Below are 19,430 nucleotides of genomic sequence, written 5' to 3' on the forward strand. Positions count from 1 at the left end.
AATCCCAAACGTACTGTTGCAAGTATGCCCATTCTACAAAGAGCGTAGTATTACCTGCTTACACATCCCAACCATGGGGTCGGATCTTTCCCTCATCGAATCGTTCACGCAGCATCCCGCCGCCCAGCGCGTGCTGGATTGGGGACAGGACGTAGCTGGATGGATACGAAACGCACCGCCGTGGGCGCGGGCACTGGTGTTGATTCTCGTGCTGAGCGTGCCTCTCGTGCTGCTCATCCGCGCCGAACTGCGCACGTCGTACCTGCAGTCGACGCTGCTGTCGCAGTATGCGTCGGGGCTCACATATCAGGTCGATGACGGCCCCAGTCCGTCGATTCGCTTCCCCACAACCGGCCCGTTTAATGAGCGGTTGGGATACGTGGCACTGCCTGCATTCATCGACAGCTTAACGCAAAGCGGACGCTTCGCGATTGAACGACAGGCGCGGGTCTCCGACCGATTTGCTGCGCACATGGACATCGGGCTTGCACCGCCCTATGTGCCGAAGCAGCAGGCCGGCCTCGATGTGCTCGACCGCACAGCCGTCCCGCTGGCCTCAGCACGCTACCCACAGCGCGTGTACGCCGCCCCCGACTCGATCCCTCGCCTGGTACGCGAAACGCTGCTCTTCATCGAAAACCGCGCGCTGCTTGATCCAGCGCACCCGCGTAACAACCCGGCGATTGAGTGGCGCCGCTTCGCCCATGCATCAGGGCGCCAACTGACTGATGCGCTGGGCTTTACCGAGGGCGGTCCGGGCGGCAGCACGCTGGCCACGCAGCTCGACAAGGTGCGCAACTCACCCGACGGCCAAACGGCAGGCTCCGTCGACAAGCTGCGCCAGATGGCGTCGGCCTCGGTCCAGAGCTATCTGCATGGCCCCGAGACGGTTGAAGCGCGGCAGCGGCTGGTGGCCGAGTACCTGAACCTGCTTCCGCTGGCCGCCATTGCCGGACATGGCGAGGTAAACGGCCTGGGTGACGGGCTCTGGGCCTGGTATAACACCGACCTCGACACGGTGAACCGCCACCTACATGCCGCCGACACCACCGCCACACCATCTGAAGTGCAGGCGCTGGCCTACCGGCAGGTGCTGCAGCTTATTCTGTCGACGCGCAGTCCGTCCCGGTTCTTGCGTTCAGCAGCTGGACACGAGGCGCTCGCCAGCCTGGCCGACCGTCATCTGCCTGCGTTAGCAGAGGCCGGAATTATCTCACCTGCCCTGCGTGACGCAGCCCAGGCGGTACGCCCCGAACGCCGCACCCGTGCGGTAGCCCCAATGAGCGATTCGTTCATTGCCCGCAAGGCCGCCAGTGCCACGCGTATTGAGCTGATGCGCTTGCTCTCTCTCAATGCGCTTGCTGCCCTCGACCGGCTTGACCTTACTGCACATACGCACTACGATGCCGGGGTGCAGCGGTCCGTTGCTGCCTTGCTGGCGCAGATGGATGACCCGGACTTTCTGCGCCAGAACGGGCTCACCGCTTTTCGCATGCTCGACCGGGGCGATCCGTCGCTCGTTGAGTACGCGGTGGTGCTGTACGAACGCCGGCCCGATGCCAACGTGGTGCGCTTGCAAGCTGACACGTTCGACGGGCCGTTCGATATCAACCGGGGGTCAAAGCTCGAACTGGGCTCGACCGCTAAGCTGCGCACGCTGGTTACGTATCTGGAGCTGATCGATGAGTTGTACACCGAACACGCCGGGCGGCCTGCCGACTCGCTGCGGGCGGTGCCGGTAGCCGATAACGACGCGCTCACGCGCTGGGTGCTCCAAGAACTGGTGCGCACGCCCGACCTGTCGCGCCGTGCCCTGCTGGAAGCCGCTATGAACCGCCGCTACTCGGCCAGTCCGTACGAACGGTTCTTTACCGGCGGCGGACAGCACCGCTTTAGCAACTTTAGCACAGCCAGCGACAGTCTGCGTCCGACTGTGACGACGGCTTTTCGGCAGTCGATCAACCTGCCGTTTATTCGCATGATGCGCGACATCGTGAACTACCACACGGCGCGCCTGCCGGGCCAGCCCGGGGCCATGCTTGACGACCCCAGCGACGAACGCCGCGCGGAATACCTGGCGCGTTTTGCGGATCAGGAAGGAAGCTACTTTCTAAATCGGTTCTACGCCGCGTATCCCGACACGCCCAACCGCGACGTGTTTACCGTGCTGGGCGAGCGCCATCCCGAACGTCCGGCGCAGCGCCTGGCCTGGGCGTACCGCGCCATTGACCCGTCGGCGCCTGCCGAGGAGGTCATCGACTTCTTGCGCCGCTATGCGCGCGACGGAGAGGCGCTTGCTGATGACCAGCTCGCCGCAGCGGTACGTCGGGCGGAGACGACGGACCTGTCGTGGCAAGACCGGGGCTATCTGGCGGGCATCCACCCCCTGGAGCTGTGGCTGGCTCACTATCTGCGCCAGAACCCCGAATCCACCCGTACCGAAATGCTCCATGCCAGCGCCGAGGTGCGGCAAGAGGTATACCGGTGGCTCTTTCAGCGGCGGACCGGCGCGCAGGACACGCGCATCCGCACGATTCTGGAGCAGGAGGCGTTTGTCGGCATCCACAAGCGGTGGGCGCGGCTCGGGTATCCGTTTGAGCGGCTCGTGCCCACGTACGCCACCTCGATTGGCAGCTCAGCCGACCGCCCCGATGCGCTTACCGAGCTGGTGGGCATTATCATGCGGGATGGCGTACGTTACCCAATGCAGCGCATTGACCAGCTCCACTTCGCCGCAGGTACGCCCTTTGAAACGCTTCTTACAGCTACGCCTGCATCTCCAGATACGGTGCTTGCTGCGGATGTTGCTGCCGTTGCGCGCGAGGCGATGGTCGAAGTGGTGGAGCGCGGTACGGCAGTGCGTGCTCGTGGGGCCTTTGCTGATAGCACGGGCACTCCGCTCGTGATGGGCGGCAAAACCGGCACGGGCGACAACCGCATCCGCACCCCCTTGCGGGGCGGAGGCCGCACGAACATTGCACTGAATCGCACCTCTACGTTTGTCTTCTTTGCGGGCGACCGGTTCTTCGGCACGGTTACGGCGTACGCTCCGGGGCCGGAGGCTGATGCGTTCCGGTTCACCAGTTCGCTCCCCGCGCAGGTGCTTACGCTCATGGGACCATTTCTGACGGAGCTCACTGCCTACGGAGAGGCTCCTGATGGCGTGGCTCTTGACGACAGCGGATTTGTCGCTGACCAAGGACTGGATTAGGCAGTGTTTGAAAACGCTCTACGTGCGGCGCGCTTACTTTCAGACACTACCTGCTACCAAAACTCCTCTACGTACTGCGCTCGATCAGACAGCACCCGGCCATAAAGAACAAAGAGACCCCGAAGGAAGCATTCCTTGCTTCCTTCGGGGTCTCTTGCTGTTGAGCGTGCCTCGTGTGCGGCTCAGCCGTATATCACACATGTCACGTCTGCACAGAGCAGTCAACGCCTTCTAAAAAACGAATCCAACTGAGATTGTAAAGGCTCCGTTTTGAGCGTTATCTGAGTTACCACCGAGGTCATCGAAAAAGTCATCATCGAAGTCATCGTCGAAATCGCTCGCATCCTCTTCAAAGATGTCTGTGAGACCAAGCGTATAGCGTACGTCGACAACGAATTTGTTGCCTGTGCCGACGGCAAAGTCGAACCCGCCGCCCAGCGCTAACCCGATGTCGAAATCCTTGACTTCGTCTTCCGACTCGGCGATATCTTCATCATCGATACCGCTTACAGAAACTGTCTCGTTGATTTTAAAGGCGAACGCCGGCCCGGCGTAGATGGCTGGAATGAAATTGCCCGAGGGGAAGTCGAGACGCGCCAGCACCGGGACTTCCAGATAGTCGATTTCGTACGTGAAGGTCTCAGAGAACGATTCTCCAAAGAAATCAAACGAAAAGTCGAGCTCCGCTCCTTTCTGCGTGTAAATCAGTTCAGGCTGTATCGACAGCGGGCCTGCAGGGATGCGTGCGAAGCCTCCAAGCATAAACCCGGTACGGCTATCGAAGTCAACCACGTCGGTATTTAGCGTAGCGATGTTTAAGCCTCCTTTTACGCCAAACTCAGGCGACTGCGCGTATGCGTCTGTTACCAGCAATGAGAAGCAAAGGGCGGCGATAATTGTAAGTTGACGAATCATAGAGGGCGTGTTGGTTGTGGATTGTAATTGTTATGGATTGTAATCGGGCGTGCGCCCCATCAACAGAGCCGTCGTCAAGGACTTAGAGCCTGTTTTTCTTTAAGCGCAAAAAAAGCATCTACCCGGACACCCTGTGCATGAACTTCTTTAATCGTTCATCGTGTTCGGCGTACGGTATCGTAGTGCCCGTAGTAGACAGCACCTGACCCTGCATCTCAAACTGCCGGCTATCGGGTACCCTGTACTAACCAGACCCACGCCTACACGCGTTCTTCCCTGCTACTCTCTAAGCCGCTCAACCAGAATATGTCCTCCTCTGAACCAGCTCCTTCTTCAACTCAAGATGCTGCGGGTAACAGACCGCACGCCCCAACTGAGTCTTCTGAGGGCAACGCTCCCAAGGTGCCTGAGCCGGATCGTCCGCCGGGGCTTGGCACGTTTGCCGGGGTGTACCGCCCTACGGTGCTCACCATTCTGGGACTGATGATCTACGTGCGTGAAGGCTGGGTGGTAGGACAGGCGGGCCTGCTGGGAACGCTGCTGATCATCGTGGGAATGTTCATCATCACGGGCACCTCGGCGCTTTCGCTCTCGTCGATCACCACGAACATCCATATTGGGGCGGGGGGCGTGTTCTCGGTGATCTCAAAGTCGCTCGGTCTGGAAACGGGCGGAAGCATCGGCATCCCCCTGTACCTGGGGCAAGCACTTTCCGGCGCGCTCTACATCTACGGATTCACTGAGGGGTGGCTCTATCTTTTTCCCGAGCACTCGCCCTGGCTCGTAGCTTATAGCCTCTTTGTGGTCACGTTTGGGATTGCAGCGGCCTCCTCGAACATTGCATTTAAGGTGCAGGGGGTCGTCCTCATCATTATTCTGGTGTCGATGGGATCGATCGTGCTGGGTGTAACGCAACTCGGCTCGGGGGAGCCGCTGCACACGCCACAGCTCTGGGGATCGTTCGAAGATGTATCGTTCTGGGTGCTCTTCGCGATCTTCTTTCCGGGCGCTACGGGCATCAAAGTGGGCGCAAGCATGTCGGGGGCGCTCGAATCACCTCGCAAGAGCATTCCAAGGGGCACCCTGGCGGCCGTGGGCACGGCTTTTCTGGTCTACGTGGGCATGGCCGTGTGGTATAGCGTGGTGGCCGACCCCGAAACGCTGCGCGCTGAACGGCTGATTGTCATTGAACGCGCAGCCGTGGGCGAACTGGTGCTGGCCGGCCTTCTCGCCTCAACCTTTACAGCTACGATCAGCACCATGGTAGCAGCGCCCCGTGTGCTGCAGGCGCTGGCCGAGCAGAAAATCACGCCGAAGCACACCTGGCTCGGCGCGCTTACCGAAAGCGGCGAGCCCCGTAATGCCACCATCGCCACCGGCGTGCTGGTAGCAGGTGCTCTGCTGCTGGGCAGCCTCGACAACGTGGCCATTCTCATCACAATGTTTTTCCTCGTCATCTATGTGATGATCAACGCGGTGGTAGCTATTGAGCAGAGCCTGGGCCTGCTGTCGTTTCGGCCTACGTTTCAGATTCCGCGTGCCGTGCCTATCGTGGGTGTGGCGGCCTCTACGCTGGCGCTGTTTGTCGTGAATGCCGTCTTTGCCCTTGTGGCGCTTCTGATCATCGTAGCCCTGTATGCCTACCTGGTGCGCCGCCAGCTGACCACGCCGTGGCAGACGGTGCGCAGCGGCATCTTCGTGTCGCTGGCCAACTGGGCTTCGAAGCATGTGGCTCGCACGCTCGATGAACCCAACGAACGCGCCTGGAAGCCCGACCTGCTCGTGCCAGTCACCTCTCGCACCGAGCTCGACGGCGCCTTCCGGTTCCTGCGCACGCTGGCTGAGCCAAAGGGCTCACTGCGCATCATCGGGGTGCAGTGCACGGAGCAGACCACGCCCTCCTCGAATGGACTCGCCCGGCTGGAGGAGGTGACCCGTACGTTTCGCAATGAAGAACTGCTGGCCACGTCGTCTGTGATTAAGGCCCCGACGTTTCTGGAGGGGGTGGAGATGAGCGCGTCGGTGCTGCGGGGCACGGCGTTTCGCCCCAACATCTTGTTCGGACTGGCCCATCGCTACGATGCCGACGCGATACAGGGCTTCGTTGATGTTGCCGACACCCACGGCCTGGGCACGGCCCTGCTCTATGAACATCCCGAAGCCGCCCTTAGCCAAGAGCGTCGCGTCAACGTGTGGGTCACCGACCAGAGTCCTGAGTGGTCGTTGGGGATGCGTATGCCGAACCTGGACCTGCCGTTGCTGCTGGCGCTGCAAATCCGCCACGACTGGAACTGCACGCTGCGTCTGGTTACGATCTGCTCCGAATCCAGCGAGATGCCGAATGCGCGGCGCTTCCATGAGCGCCTCATCGAAGACGCCCGCCTGCCTGCTGATACGGAGTCGTTTGTGATGCAGGGCGATTTCTTTGATAAGGTGGAAAAGGCGCCTGAAGTAGACCTCAACATTTTCGGCATCGCCCGGGAAGCCGATCCCGAAGCCATGCAGCGTCTGGTGGAGATTACCGGCACGTCGTGCCTGTTCGTGCGCGACTCGGGTCGCGAGAGCGCCTTGGCATAGCGCCGACGTTGCGAGCGCGTAGACGACTTGGGAAGCGATCGCGCCTTTGCGATCGTTTGCGTATCGCGCCGGGTAGGGCTACGCGTTACGCGTCGAAGAGACCTGTTCGTCGAACCGGCGGAGCAGCCCAGGTAGGTCATTGGGCGAGTTTAGCACAGTGTGCGCACCAGCCTCATTCAAGACCTGCGTGTGGTTGGGGGTATCAAGATAGGGGGGCACTACGCCAAGCGCCCACATGTTGGCAGCCCGTGCTGCTTTCATATCGTCGACCGAGTCGCCTACGTAGGCAGCCTCTTCGGGCTTTACATCGCGCCCAACGGCGGCCAGCATGGTAAGGATGTGCGTCAGCGGAAACGGGTCGGGCTTGGTACGGTCGCCCTGCTTTTCTTTGCCCAGCACGATCGGGAAGTACGACGACCATCCCATGTGGTTGATGGTCCACTCGGCCTCTTCCTGAGGGCGACCGGTTACTACGCCCATGAGAATGCCGGATTGTTGCATGGTGTCGAGCGTCTGGTCGTCGATCAGCGGCTCCTCGTCGCTGATGAAGCCGTCCCAGTCGTTGCCGCGATACCGGCGCTGAAACTCGTCGATGACGCGACTCAGCGGCACCTTCATGGCCGTATCCGTAATGATGGAATGCGTGAGCTTCCAATCGTCGTTGAATCCGCCGTAGTTTTTGTAGCGCTGCACATCCTTCGCACTGATCTGGCGCCCGGTGAAATGCTCAACGGTTTCCATAATGGCACGGCGGTAGGAGGTAGACACGTCGACCAGGACACCGTCCATGTCGAACAGCAGTACCTGAAGCGGCGAAGACGAAGGCATACAACAGTGCGTTGATGAGCGGAGAGCGGTAGTTTGGGTGCGGCAACCGGGCCGCATCATCCGATATGCACACAAACAGCGATTAACGGTTCCCTAACGCCAGCAGGCTACTCCTCCCTTTCTTCCATCGAATCAAGCATCGTTTCAACCATGCGGCGCAGCTGTGGGTCTTCGCCTTGCGCACGTGCATCCGGGGGATTGTCGATGCGATGGTCGGGCGTAGCCGGGCCCAACTCCATGTTCTGCCCCGTTTCGCGCACGTACCAGGCCCGGAAAGGCATCCGTACGAACGATCCATCGAGCAAGCTCACGCCTCCCGTAGAAATAACCGCACCAAAGGTTGGCGTACCAACAAGCGGTCCCATGCCGAGCGACTGAAAGGCATGCGCAAAGATCTCAGCGTTGGAGTAGCTATTCTGGTTGATGAGCGTCCCCGCAGGCTTTGTCCAAGCTGCGTAGGGCAAACGCTCTCCAAACGGGTAGTGATCGCGAAACTCGGGATGGTTGGCTTCGAGATTGTCGGTTGCGCCACGCGGCACGGTGTACGCGTGCTGCTGCACTTTAAGTGTCGTAAGCAGGTAGTCGGTGGTCCAGCCGCCCCCGTTGTAGCGCACGTCGATGATCAGTCCGTCTTTGTCATGGCCGCTGGCGAAGAGCTCACGTTCGAAGCGCTCAAAGCTCGGCCAGTTCATGCCTTGTACGTGCAGGTAGCCCAGCTGCCCGTCGGAGTACTCGCGCGCCAGTTCGTCGCGCGTATCGACCCATTCCTGATAGAGCTCGCTCCGCAGACTTCCGGTCGGGCGGATGCGAACGGTCCGTGTCTCTCCATCAGCATCTTCGATGGTGAGCAAAACGAGATCGTGCACCGTGTCGTTGAGCAGCTGGTACGGGTTTGTGGATCCCGTAAGCGCGGTGCCGTTGATCGCGGTAACGACGTCTCCGACGTGCAAGCGGCTCACCGAACGATCGGCGGGGCTATGCGGCACGACGCGCGTCACCTCCAGACCGGTTTCGGCCGGGGCCCACTCCACGCCCAGCAACCCGGTCTGCTCCGACTGCGTTTCGGACCGGTCGGGTCCAAAGAAGCCCATGTGGCTGGCGTTGGTCTCGCCAAGCATGAGATTCACCGCATCCTGAAAGTCGCGCGACGTAGAAGCACGCAGCGCCCACGGGCGATACGTGTCGCGCAGGGCTTCCCAGTCGGCGCCATGGAAGCCAGGGTCGTAGAAGCCCTGGTCGATGACGCGCCATAGCTCATCAAAGATCTGCACACGCTCGGCCGGGTAGTCGACCTCCATACGCGCCTGAAATGAAAGCCGGTCTACTCCTCCTTCGGTGCCTACGCGGGCAATCTGACCACCCGAGTGCCGAAAGAAGAGATGCTGCTGTTCGGGTCCTAATTGTACGTCCGACGGAGCCAGCCCGCCCTGCGTGAGCGTCTCTTGCTCGCTCCCATCCCACTGGATGCGATGCAGGTCTACATCAGTCTGGTGCGTAGCGCCTCGTCCGCCACGCCCGGCCACGAAGAAGAAGGTGTCTCCATCGGCCCCAATGATCGGATTGGCCTCGTTCGTGGGAAGCGTCGTTACCCGCACAAGCCGCTCATGGATGCTGTCGAAGTCAATCTCGACCGGCTCGGCCGCATCGTCTGAATTTTCGTCTTCTGCGGCCTCCTCGCCGCCCATATCACGTTCGCCCGGACGCTGCGGCGCGTTCTCGTCCCAGTCGCGCTGCGTTTTTTGCCAGTCCTCTTCACGTAGCCAGACAAACCAGATGTCGTCGTTGTTGCCGCTTCGCCCCGACACAAAGCCGAGCTTGGTGCCGTCGGGGCTCCATGTGGGACTATGGTCGCGCTTGGGATGCTGCGTTACGTTGACCGGTGCCTGGCTGTCGTCGGCAGCGTGGATGTAGACCTCGTAGTTGTAGTCAAGATCCGGCAGCGAGTAGGCCAGCCACCGGCTATCGGGGCTCCAGGCGACGCCGCTGGCTTCGTTCCACCCTTCGTGGAGCACGCGTTCGTCGCCGAGCGTCTGGTCGTCGGTGATGTCGGCCACTACCAGCGATTTGGCGCCGTAGTGCGCCGCGCCCCGGTGAAACGCCAGTTGCGTTCCGTCGGGCGAGAGCATCAGGCTGCGCTCTTCCGCATCGGTATCGGTGAGCGGCGTTACATCGTAGGCGAGCGCGTCGAACAGATCGGTGGTCTCTGCATCGCCAGAGCGGAGGCGGTGGATGTTGTACGTTCCGGCCTCGTCAGAAACGAACAGCAGCGTCTCATCGTCGAGCCACTGCAGGTCGCGGGCGTGTGCGGCTTCGGTTGTTAGCTGCACAGTATGCGCACTCTCGTCATTGTTACGCATCAGAAAGATACGTCCGCGTACGGCGAATGCAATATACGCTTCATCGGGGGATACAGCTACGTCGGATGCCTCCCGGGTGAACGTTTCGCGCTCTACCGGATCGAAGCGCTCGTCGCGAGGCACACGGATGTCGAGCCGCTCTGCCGGCGTGCCTGTTTCGGTGTCGAGCACGTAGATGTCGGTGTGCCGCTCAAACGCGAGCACCGATCCGTCGGCACTGGCCGACAGGTGGCGCACGCCGTCTCCATCGTCGTACGTAGTTACCTCGGTGATCTCTTCCAGGCGTCCATCGTCGTCCAGATCCATGCGATGCACATTGTACGTACCGCCTCGTTCGCTGATAAAGTGCAGCGTGCGCGGGCCGGTCCATACGGCCCCGTAGTCGTTACCGTCGAAGGTGGTTAGCTGCGTGTAGGATTCGGTGTCGGCGTCGTAGAGCCAGAGTTGCTTGGCTGCAGGGCCGCGGTACCGTTTCCGAGAGGTGTTGTTGCTACCCCGTTCGAACACAACGAAGCGCTCATCGGGCGACATTGCTGGTGCGTATCCCAGTGCGTCGAGGTGCCGCATGGGCACGCCTCCTTCGGCAGACACGCGGTAGATTTCGGATTCGCGCTCGACCTGCGCATAGGCACGTCGCGTGGTGAAAAGCAGGTCGCCGGTGGGAGCCCACTGGCTGAGTGCGTCGGTCCCCGAATAGAACGTGAGACGCTCCGGACGCCCGTCTTCGGCGTCCATTACGTACACATCATCGCCGCCGTACCGATTGCTTGAAAAGGCAATCTGGGCGCCGTCGGGGCTCCAGGTGGGACTTGAGGCATAGGCCTCGTGGACCGTCATGCGCAGCGCACGTCCCCCCGACGTCGGTACCGTCCACAGATCACCCTGGAACGAGAACGCGACGGTTTCTCCATTAGGGTGCACGGCCGGATGCCGGACAAACGGAGTATCGGCCTCTTCCTCAGATGGTAGAGGCGCATCCTGGGCATAGGTTGTGCTCGTGGCGAGCCCAAGGGCAATGGTAAGAAGCAGAACAGATCGTATCCAAGCAGGCATACGCACGTGCAGGAGCGGTTTGTGTATGAACAGCGTACACACATCATACACATAAAGAAGTGTCTTGCGCAAACGGCACGGCGCACGGTGCCACGAATACACGGCTGTTGTTACGAGCTGAAAGGAGCAGGCCCATCGGGTGGCCCGTTGGGCGCTACGACCGATTTTGGTACCAGCGCCACGCTTTGCGCATCCATCTTTTTTTGGTGCGTGTGTTGGCGCGCGAACGGCGGCCACGCGAACGGCGCGGCGGTCGTCCAACGCCCCAGCTCATGCCGTTGGCGTCGATACAGATGTACACCGGGCCCAGTCGAATCGTCTTTCGGAGTGGCATAGCGTGTGTCGGGAGTGGTATGCAGGAAGCAGGCTTACAGGAGTATGCGCATGATCCCTGCAATTCCGGACACGAGGAATGGCATTTTTGCGGAAAGGGTGCGTTTGCCATCCATTTTGGAACGCCCTTCCTGACTATTTTGGTCATGTTCGGTCGGATGCGAATGTGATCGTACCCAGTCACATTCGCGGATTGTTGGGATTGATAACGATTCCTGACAACCCAACGGTAGAGACGTTGGAATCCAGCGTCTCTACCGGCGACATATGAACGGCAACATGCCATTGCTGTGCACCTGGCCTGCCCTCTACGGCGCCAGGCGTTCGATTGTCCAACGACCGGCATCGGTGCGGCGGTAGCGCAGGCGGTCGTGCAGGCGGCTCGGGCGCCCTTGCCAGAACTCAACTGTGTGGGGCACCACCCGGATGCCGCCCCAATGAGACGGACGCGGCACCTCGCCCTCTTCGCCGAATCGCTCCTTGACCTGCTCCCAGTTGTTGTTAAGCACCTCGCGGTCGTCGATAACGCTGCTCTGTGGGGAGGTCCACGCCCCGAGCTGGCTGGTGCGTGGACGCTTGGCAAAGTACGCATCCGACTGCTCTTCAGCGACGCGTTCGGCACGCCCCTGAACGCGCACCTGCCGTTCCATCGGCTCCCACCAGAAAGTAAGGGCCGCATGCGGGTTAGCATGAAGCGCCTGGCCCTTCTGGCTGGTGTAGTTTGTGTAGAAGACAAACCCTTCATCGAGCTCCTTTAGGAGCACGATGCGCGAGGCCGGGCGGCCCTGCTTGTCGGCCGTAGCCAGCGTCATGGCGTTAGGCTCAGGCAGGTCAGCCTCGATGGCTGCATCAAGCCAGCTACGAAACTGCTCGATGGGGTCATCAGATACGTCTTCGCGCGCCAGCGTAGCTTTGGTGTAGTTCTCGCGCAGGTCAGCAATGGAGGTGGACATTACGACGTAGGGTTAGTTCGTAAAGAGGCAGGCGAATGCTTTCGAGGAATTTGTTGCACGCGCATCGATTCATTGCGTTGATTTGTTGCGTTGATTCATATTGCCCTGCGGAATCCGGAGATTCCACTGAATTGAAAAACTACCGCCAGATCTCCATACGCAGTCCAGTTGCGTCGACGGGGACTGGTTCGGCTTCAGGGAGGCGCTCGGCCGTACCCGCGTGCATGCGGCGCGCTGTGTAGCAGGCGGCGTGGGCGTCGAGAATGTCGTCGGCACTGGCCTGGGCACGAGCGTACGCATGCAGGGCGCTGTCGAGGTCGGTAAATCCTGCTTCTTCCAGCAGGTGGATGCGATGCGTTCGGCCTTCATCGGTGTGCTTGGATGCAGCGAGCGCGGTATTGCCATTGAGCACATAGAAGCTGCATTCGGGATGCACTTCGCGCACTCGCTGTTGTGCGGCGGGCGAGAGGGCCTGGTCGAGTGCGCGGATTTTGGGGAATAGGTTGAACGCCTGCTTCGTAAGCCCCACGCTATCGGAGTGGCTCCTTCGGTTTTGGGCGCTGGCATCGTCATATGTATTGGCCTGCAGGGCAGAGCGACACGGGGGCGAGAAAATGCTGCTGGAGCGCGGCCACCCGAGCAGCGTCCGAGCCGCCCGGTCGCATGCACGTCCGCCCGAACGAGCAGCATCGGGCAGTCCGATGATCATATCGATGCCAAGGTACGCAGGCTGTTCGGGGAGGTGAAGCAGCGCTGCGGCGTGGTCTACAATGCGATGGCGGTGCACACCGGTGTGGATTTCTTCGAGAACGATGAACCAGCCGGATGTACAGGCATCCACCCCGGCAATCCATGTAGGTGAGGCGTGAGACATGCGCGTGGCTATGCGGCGTATCGATCAGGCAGAAAACAGCGGCGGTAGAGGCCGTGGTGCCGATGGGCAACGGCCGTTCGCATCCCCCTATACCCGTAGCGTCGTGGTACGAGTCGACCCTGACGCAACAATGTCTGTATTTCGAACCGCTTTTTCAACGCATGGGTCAACTTGCCAGTGTGCCAGCGCCTATGTTTAGTGTGTTAGCAAAAGCGCTTTCAACTTCTTATGCAATGAGACTTCCTTTTTTCCTGGCCCGTCGGTTTGTGGCGGGTGAGACGCTCGACAATGCACTGCCGGCGGTGCGCCGTTCAAATGACGATGGGTTGCATGTGGCGCTCGACTTGCTTGGCGAGCATGTGCACGACCGCAATGTCGCCCTTCAGTCGCGCGATGCGTACATTGAACTGGTGCGTACGTTGGATGCCATTACGCCCGAGGACCGCCGCAACCGCATCTCGATTAAGCTGTCGATGCTGGGACAGCTCATCGATGAGGATTTCTGTCTGAAAAATCTGCGCGCGCTGATGGAGGTAGCCGTGGAGCACGATATGTTTGTGCGGCTGGATATGGAGGGCAGCGACCTGACGGATTCGACGCTGTCGATCTTCGAGGCGATGCATGCTGACTTTCCTGATCATATCGGTCCGGTGCTGCAGGCGATGCTCAAGCGCACCGATCGCGACATCGACCGGATGTGCGAACTCGGCGTGAGCGTGCGCCTGTGCAAGGGTGCGTATGGGGAGCCGGCTGCGGTGGCGTATCAGGACATGGACGTGATTCGCGCTCGCTTCACGGATTACATGCAGCGCTTGCTGAAGCACACGTCCTATTCGGGTATTGCTACCCACGACGATTCATTGATCCGTGCTACGAAGGCATTCGCCGCAGAGGAGGACATTTCGCGCGACCAGTTTGAGTTTCAGATGCTGTACGGGCTTCGCCCTGAAACCCAGCGCGAGATAGCCGCCGATGGCTACAATATGATGGTGTATGTGCCGTATGGCACGGAGTGGTTTCCGTACTTCTACCGGCGCCTGCGTGAGCGGAAGGAGAATGTGTTCTTTGTGCTGCGCAATTTGATGCGGGCGTGAGGTGGGGTTCGGGCACACGCATCTACCCATGCCCGACAGCCATCTCCTACGAAAGAAAGAGAGACGCAGCACTGCCACGTCTCTCTTTGATGTCTTTCCTCAATGTCTTTCCTCGATAACTAATCGAGTCCGAGCCCTATATGAATCAGGGCTCGGGGATTTCGAGCTCCTGGCCGGGCTGCAAGCGTCCGTCGTTGAGCCGGTTATGCTGGCGGATGCGGTCGACGGAGGACTGGTGCGAGCGCGCGATGCTCCACAGCGTTTCGCCGGATTGTACGACGTGCCGCGTGCCTTCTCTGGCGGCGTTACCATCTCCTGCATCTGCTACGACCGGCTGGCCAACGATCGTGACTGCATTTGTGACGGCGCGTACTGACCCGACCTGTGCAACGACACGGGCAGCCCGATCGTGCTCCGACTCGCTTCCCACATCCCCTTTTAGAAGCACCGTGCCCTGCTCCACGATAGCCTCAAAGTCATACCCCCGCAGCTGCCGATCGCGCGCCAGCGCCTTTTTCACCTCCGCGGCCAGCGAAAGGTCGGCCAGGCGCTCATCGAGCGTGCGCTCACCATCGGGCGAAGGCGCTGTGGCTGTGATGCTGGAGAGCGTGTCTTCTGCCGTTGTGGTGTCGGCGACAGTGGCGGCAGGAACCGGCTCATCTGATTCGGAAGAGGTACAGCCCGTAAGGACGAGGCTGAAGCAGAACGTTATTACGCACAAAGCTCCGAGGGAGCGCGAAAAAGTCACGGGCTGAGCAAGGGTTGATGTACGATGCGGTTAGCAGTTGTCTGTGTAGCAAGTACAGTACCAGGTACACAGAGCGAATGCAAACTACGCTGCCTCGGCCGACGCTGCTGACGGCGTGGCATGGTATTCGGTTTCGGTGCGTGGTTCGTCGATCACGCCATGCTCGGAGAGCCAGCGCTCGGCATCGATAGCCGCCATGCAGCCGGTACCTGCAGCCGTAACAGCCTGGCGATAGACGTGGTCTTGCGCATCACCACAGGCAAAGACCCCCGAAACGTTGGTATAGGTGGAGTCGGGTTTCGTCTGGATATATCCATCCTCATCCATGTCGATCCAGCCCTCAAACGGCCCGGTGTTGGGCGTATGGCCAATTGCGAGGAAGAGGCCTGTCACGTCATCCATGACGTAGGTCTCTTCGGTGTTATTGTTAATGACCTCGATACCGGTAACCTGATCTTCGCCGAGCACATCAACGACTTCCGTATCCCACACGAAAGTGATCTTGTCGTTGTCGAAGGCCCGTTCCTGCATGATCTGGGATGCGCGCAGTTCATCGCGGCGGTGGATGACGCGCACTTCTTTCGCAAACTTGGTCAGGAACATGGCCTCCTCCATTGCGCTGTCACCGCCGCCTACTACAGCTACGGTTTCGTCGCGGAAGAAGGCGCCGTCGCATGTTGCGCAGGCTGATACGCCATGCCCGAGCAGACGCTGTTCGTTCTCAAGACCAAGGTACCGTGCCGACGCTCCGGTTGCGATGATGACCGTCTGAGCGTGTACAACCGTTTCCCCATCAATGAGGAGACGGTAGGGCCGCTCGGTGAAGTCAACATCAGTCACCATCCCATAGCGCGATTCGGCTCCGAACCTCTCGGCCTGAGTCTGGAAATCTTGCATCATGTCGGGCCCCATGATGCCTTCGGGATAACCCGGATAGTTTTCGACATCGGTCGTCGTGGTGAGCTGTCCTCCCGGCTCGGGGCCCATAAACACGAGAGGCTGGAGGCTTGCCCGGGCGGTGTACAACGCGGCTGTCCAGCCTGCAGGGCCAGTTCCGATGATTACGACATCGCGCATCTCTGCATCAGACGCGTTGATGCCTTCGAAGGCTGAGAGGTCGGGCGTCTGTCCGTTGGAGGAGGGCATATCCATAATCAAAGTAAAGCTGGGCGTAAGATAGTACTATACGATAGAACGCAGGGGGAGCCGAACGGTTGTCGGCTTCATGCGCTTTGTAGAGGCCACATACATTGTGTTACATCTGCGGCCCTATTTACGTGCACAACATGCTTATTCAGTAGTATACCTCGGGGCTTGTACTGTCTTTTCTGACAGCTGTTCAGATCATCTGGAAAGGCAGACCGGTTACTTTTCTGGGCTTATGCTGCAGCACGCTGCTCGATGCCCATGTGAGAGGGGATTGTGTTTTCGTATGCAGTGCGGAGCGCTGTGAGTTCGGCTTCAATCCATGTTGTATCATTCCATTCGATGCGAAGCTTATCGCCTCCGACTGTTCCAATAGCTGTAGCAGCGACGCTCGCTTCGTCTTCGAGTAGAGTTTCCACTTTGTTTACGTGCTCTTGGGCGACTGATAAGACAATACGCGACTGCGCTTCCCCGAACAGTATGGCGTCGGCCCGGGCCGCTGATGGCACATTTAGAACCACATCGATTCCGCAGTGACCATGGAGTGCCGACTCTGCGAGACAGACTGCGAGGCCCCCATCAGATACATCGTGAGCGTGACGCACGTACCCGGTACGGATTAGCGCGTGCATGGCGTGCTGAACAGCCACTTCTTCGTCAAGGACCAGCCGAGGCGCGTCGCCAGCAATTGTGTCATGGATTGTTGCAAGATATTCCGACCCATCGATATCATTCGGAAAGGCTTGTCCTTGCGGGTGCAGCATGAACACCTGGTCGCCGGGTGACCCGACGGCGGCTGTTGTCGGCTGCGTATGGAGGTCATCGACGCGCCCGACCATGCCAATCGTTGGTGTTGGATAGACGGCCCCCTCGGGGTGTTCGTTGTAGAACGATACATTCCCACCTGTGACCGGCGTGCCCAGTGCTGTGCAGGCATCGCTCATGCCAGCAATTGCTTCAGCGAACGTCCAGTATACGTCCGGCTTGTAGGGATTTCCGAAATTCAGGCAGTTCGTAATTGCAATGGGGCGTCCGCCGGCACAGACGACGTTTCGAGCAGACTCGCACACAGCGATCTGCGCTCCTTTACGTGGATTCAGATAGACGTAGCGACCATTGCAATCAGTTTTCAGCGCAAGCCCTCTATTCGTTCCTTTGATACGAACTACTGCCGCATCACTGGGCCCGGGTCCAACAACTGTGTTTGTGCGTACCATGGTATCATACTGCTCAAACACCCACTCCTTGGATGCGATATTCGGTGCAGCAAGCAGATCAGTGAGCGTGTTGGTTGCTGTATCCGGCGCGCAATCGGTAATTTCTTCAGCGTCGAAGGCCTGTGTGGTCTCAAGGTATGCAGGCTGTTCGGTTTCCCGCTCGTACACTGGAGCGCCGCTTCCGGAATCGAGGTGACCCGCATCAAGGTCTGCCACAAGCTCGTCATTCCAGTAGAGGCGGACACTCGTGCCCTCGGTAACCGTGCCAATCCGTTCCGCGTGCAGGTCCCACTTATTGTAGATACTAATGAGTTCGTCGGTATTGTCGGGATCACATACGACCAGCATGCGCTCCTGGCTTTCGGAGAGCATAATCTCGTAAGGTGTCATTTTTTCCTCGCGTACCGGCACGCGGTCGAGGTGGAGTTCCATTCCACACTCCCCCGACGCACTCATCTCAAAAGAGGAGCTTGTAATGCCTGCTGCGCCCATATCCTGGATCGCCTCGACAACGCCTGCCCCAATCGCTTCAAGAGTAGCTTCGAGGAGCAGTTTTTCCGTGAAAGGGTCGCCTACCTGAACGCTTGGACGTTTGTCTTCGCTCTCTTCCGAGATCTCTTCTGATGCAAAGGTGGCTCCATGGATCCCGTCGCGCCCGGTTGAGGCCCCAACGATATAAACGGCACTGCCTTCATTTTTAGGGGATGCTGAGGCGATTGCATCTTCTTTAACGATACCGACGCTCATCGCATTAACCAGCGGGTTACCCTCGTAGGCATCGTCGAAGTACACATCGCCGGCTACGGTCGGCACCCCAAATGAATTTCCGTAATCACCGATGCCACGCACGACGCCATCGAGCAGGTAGCGGACGCGATCATTTTCGAGAGAGCCGAAGCGTAAAGAGTTCAGTGCTGCGATCGGGCGTGCTCCCATCGTGAATATGTCGCGGTGAATCCCTCCGACGCCTGTTGCTGCTCCCTGGTAGGGAGCAACGGCGGAGGGGTGGTTATGACTTTCGACTTTGAAGGCCACTCCAATGCCATCACCGATATCGATTAGTCCCGCGTTCTCCTCTCCCGCAGCCACGAGGAGTTCTGGTCCTTCGTTAGGAAGCGTCTTAAGCAAAGCGAGCGAATTTTTATATGAGCAGTGTTCGCTCCACATAACGGAGTAGATTCCCAGTTCTACGAACGTCGGCGTACGTCCGAGATGGTCAATGATCCATCCGTACTCTTCTTCTGTTAGACCATGTTCGATAGCTAATTTGGAGGTCACCTGCGGAGAACTTGCAAGAGACGTAGGTGCCTGATCGTTGGGGATAGACATAGCGACACGTCAGATTGAAAAAGAAGCGTTTGCACTAATGTAAGAAAGGGAGAGCGCTTTTGAAATAGACGCTATCTGTTGTTTTGATTATTCGCACTAAGCGGTGATTATCTGAGTTGATCTTTGTAATGACAATGATTCAGAATGATATGTTTGCGTATAGTAATAGAGTTGAGGGATAAAACAAAAAAAGCCTCGCCACAAAAATGTGACGAGGCTTTTTGAAAGAGATCCTGGCAACGACCTACTCTTCCGCCTAAGGGCAGTACCATCGGCGCTGCAGGGCTTAACTTCTCTGTTCGGGATGGGAAGAGGTGTTTCACCTGCGCTGTAGTCACCAGGAAACCTGGGCAGTGCTCAATGCACTGCAATTAATATAATGTTTTTCGCGTATTGCCGGTAGAGCAATCACACAGACGATGGTGTGTGAAAAATAGCAAGGTCAAGCCTTATAGGTAATTAGTACAGCTCGGCTAAACATGTTGCCATGCGTACACCTGCTGCCTATCCACGTCCTAATCTCGAACGACCTATTGGGGAAACCTAATCTCACGGGGGGCTTAGTGCTTAGATGCTTTCAGCGCTTATCCCTTCCGAACATAGCTACCCAGCGATGCGCCTGGCGACGCAACTGGTACACCAGCGGTTCGTCCACTTCGGTCCTCTCGTACTAGAAGCAGCTCCGTTCAAGTTTCCAACGCCTACAGTAGATAGGGACCGAACTGTCTCACGACGTTCTGAACCCAGCTCGCGTGCCGCTTTAATGGGCGAACAGCCCAACCCTTGGAACCTTCT

The 19,430-nt window shown here is 59.1% G+C and carries 12 protein-coding genes and 2 rRNA genes; 3 read left to right on the top strand and 11 right to left on the bottom strand.

Translation table 11 applies throughout. The features are described 5' to 3' along the window. Nucleotides 1-73 precede the first annotated feature (73 nt). Entirely contained in the window at nucleotides 74-3,211 is a 3,138-nt protein-coding gene (locus tag PPP56_RS00605) for a transglycosylase domain-containing protein (RefSeq protein ID WP_353561718.1), read from the top strand. A gap of 231 nt (nucleotides 3,212-3,442) precedes the next feature. Here the strand turns inward: PPP56_RS00605 and PPP56_RS00610 are convergent, their stop codons facing one another. Next, entirely contained in the window at nucleotides 3,443-4,126 is a 684-nt protein-coding gene (locus PPP56_RS00610; RefSeq protein ID WP_353561720.1) for a porin family protein, read from the bottom strand. A 306-nt stretch (nucleotides 4,127-4,432) separates the two neighbouring features. Between PPP56_RS00610 and PPP56_RS00615 the strand changes: the two genes are divergently transcribed. Then, complete coding sequence (locus PPP56_RS00615) at nucleotides 4,433-6,703, top strand: amino acid permease (RefSeq protein ID WP_353561722.1); 2,271 nt, start codon at nucleotides 4,433-4,435, stop codon at nucleotides 6,701-6,703. A 78-nt stretch (nucleotides 6,704-6,781) separates the two neighbouring features. Here the strand turns inward: PPP56_RS00615 and PPP56_RS00620 are convergent, their stop codons facing one another. The 5 genes from PPP56_RS00620 to PPP56_RS00640 form a co-directional block, all read right to left on the bottom strand. Beyond that, nucleotides 6,782-7,531: a TIGR01548 family HAD-type hydrolase gene (locus PPP56_RS00620; protein WP_353561724.1), complete on the bottom strand. Its 750-nt coding sequence runs from the start codon at nucleotides 7,529-7,531 to the stop codon at nucleotides 6,782-6,784. A gap of 107 nt (nucleotides 7,532-7,638) precedes the next feature. Beyond that, entirely contained in the window at nucleotides 7,639-10,941 is a 3,303-nt protein-coding gene (locus PPP56_RS00625) for a S41 family peptidase (RefSeq protein WP_353561726.1), read from the bottom strand. A gap of 154 nt (nucleotides 10,942-11,095) precedes the next feature. After that, nucleotides 11,096-11,275 (bottom strand): hypothetical protein, encoded by a 180-nt coding sequence (locus PPP56_RS00630; RefSeq protein WP_353561728.1) that lies wholly within the window; start codon nucleotides 11,273-11,275, stop codon nucleotides 11,096-11,098. Between the two features lie 307 nt (nucleotides 11,276-11,582). Next, nucleotides 11,583-12,227, bottom strand: coding sequence for a pyridoxamine 5'-phosphate oxidase (gene pdxH / locus PPP56_RS00635; RefSeq protein ID WP_353561730.1), 645 nt, complete (start codon nucleotides 12,225-12,227; stop codon nucleotides 11,583-11,585). 139 nt (nucleotides 12,228-12,366) lie between these two features. Then, on the bottom strand, nucleotides 12,367-13,101 hold the full coding sequence (locus tag PPP56_RS00640) for a DUF429 domain-containing protein (protein ID WP_353561732.1): 735 nt from the start codon (nucleotides 13,099-13,101) through the stop codon (nucleotides 12,367-12,369). Between the two features lie 233 nt (nucleotides 13,102-13,334). Between PPP56_RS00640 and PPP56_RS00645 the strand changes: the two genes are divergently transcribed. Further along, nucleotides 13,335-14,195: a proline dehydrogenase family protein gene (locus PPP56_RS00645; RefSeq protein WP_353561734.1), complete on the top strand. Its 861-nt coding sequence runs from the start codon at nucleotides 13,335-13,337 to the stop codon at nucleotides 14,193-14,195. 145 nt (nucleotides 14,196-14,340) lie between these two features. Here PPP56_RS00645 and PPP56_RS00650 read toward each other — a convergent pair whose 3' ends face one another. The 5 genes from PPP56_RS00650 to PPP56_RS00670 form a co-directional block, all read right to left on the bottom strand. Then, nucleotides 14,341-14,943, bottom strand: a complete 603-nt coding sequence (locus PPP56_RS00650) for a LysM peptidoglycan-binding domain-containing protein (protein WP_353561736.1) — start codon at nucleotides 14,941-14,943, stop codon at nucleotides 14,341-14,343. Nucleotides 14,944-15,027: 84 nt separating this feature from the next. Next, nucleotides 15,028-16,089 (bottom strand): thioredoxin-disulfide reductase, encoded by a 1,062-nt coding sequence (gene trxB / locus PPP56_RS00655; protein WP_353561738.1) that lies wholly within the window; start codon nucleotides 16,087-16,089, stop codon nucleotides 15,028-15,030. A 233-nt stretch (nucleotides 16,090-16,322) separates the two neighbouring features. Then, nucleotides 16,323-18,635 (bottom strand): phosphoribosylformylglycinamidine synthase subunit PurL, encoded by a 2,313-nt coding sequence (purL, locus tag PPP56_RS00660; protein WP_353561740.1) that lies wholly within the window; start codon nucleotides 18,633-18,635, stop codon nucleotides 16,323-16,325. Nucleotides 18,636-18,866: 231 nt separating this feature from the next. Then, nucleotides 18,867-18,977 (bottom strand): 5S ribosomal RNA (rrf, locus tag PPP56_RS00665). 96 nt (nucleotides 18,978-19,073) lie between these two features. Continuing rightward, nucleotides 19,074-19,430: ribosomal RNA gene (locus PPP56_RS00670) — 23S ribosomal RNA — on the bottom strand; the annotation flags it as partial.

The organism is Longimonas sp., from assembly GCF_040409695.1.
GTDB lineage: Bacteria > Bacteroidota > Rhodothermia > Rhodothermales > Salinibacteraceae > Longimonas.

Coding starts and splice junctions, on each gene's coding strand:
- PPP56_RS00645 (WP_353561734.1), top strand. CDS start 13,335: ATGAGACTTCCTTTTTTCCTGGCCCGTCGGTTTGTGGCGGGTGAGACG.
- pdxH (WP_353561730.1), bottom strand. CDS start 12,227: ATGTCCACCTCCATTGCTGACCTGCGCGAGAACTACACCAAAGCTACG.
- PPP56_RS00630 (WP_353561728.1), bottom strand. CDS start 11,275: ATGCCACTCCGAAAGACGATTCGACTGGGCCCGGTGTACATCTGTATC.
- PPP56_RS00620 (WP_353561724.1), bottom strand. CDS start 7,531: ATGCCTTCGTCTTCGCCGCTTCAGGTACTGCTGTTCGACATGGACGGT.
- trxB (WP_353561738.1), bottom strand. CDS start 16,089: ATGCCCTCCTCCAACGGACAGACGCCCGACCTCTCAGCCTTCGAAGGC.
- purL (WP_353561740.1), bottom strand. CDS start 18,635: ATGTCTATCCCCAACGATCAGGCACCTACGTCTCTTGCAAGTTCTCCG.
- PPP56_RS00610 (WP_353561720.1), bottom strand. CDS start 4,126: ATGATTCGTCAACTTACAATTATCGCCGCCCTTTGCTTCTCATTGCTG.
- PPP56_RS00615 (WP_353561722.1), top strand. CDS start 4,433: ATGTCCTCCTCTGAACCAGCTCCTTCTTCAACTCAAGATGCTGCGGGT.
- PPP56_RS00605 (WP_353561718.1), top strand. CDS start 74: ATGGGGTCGGATCTTTCCCTCATCGAATCGTTCACGCAGCATCCCGCC.
- PPP56_RS00640 (WP_353561732.1), bottom strand. CDS start 13,101: ATGTCTCACGCCTCACCTACATGGATTGCCGGGGTGGATGCCTGTACA.
- PPP56_RS00625 (WP_353561726.1), bottom strand. CDS start 10,941: ATGCCTGCTTGGATACGATCTGTTCTGCTTCTTACCATTGCCCTTGGG.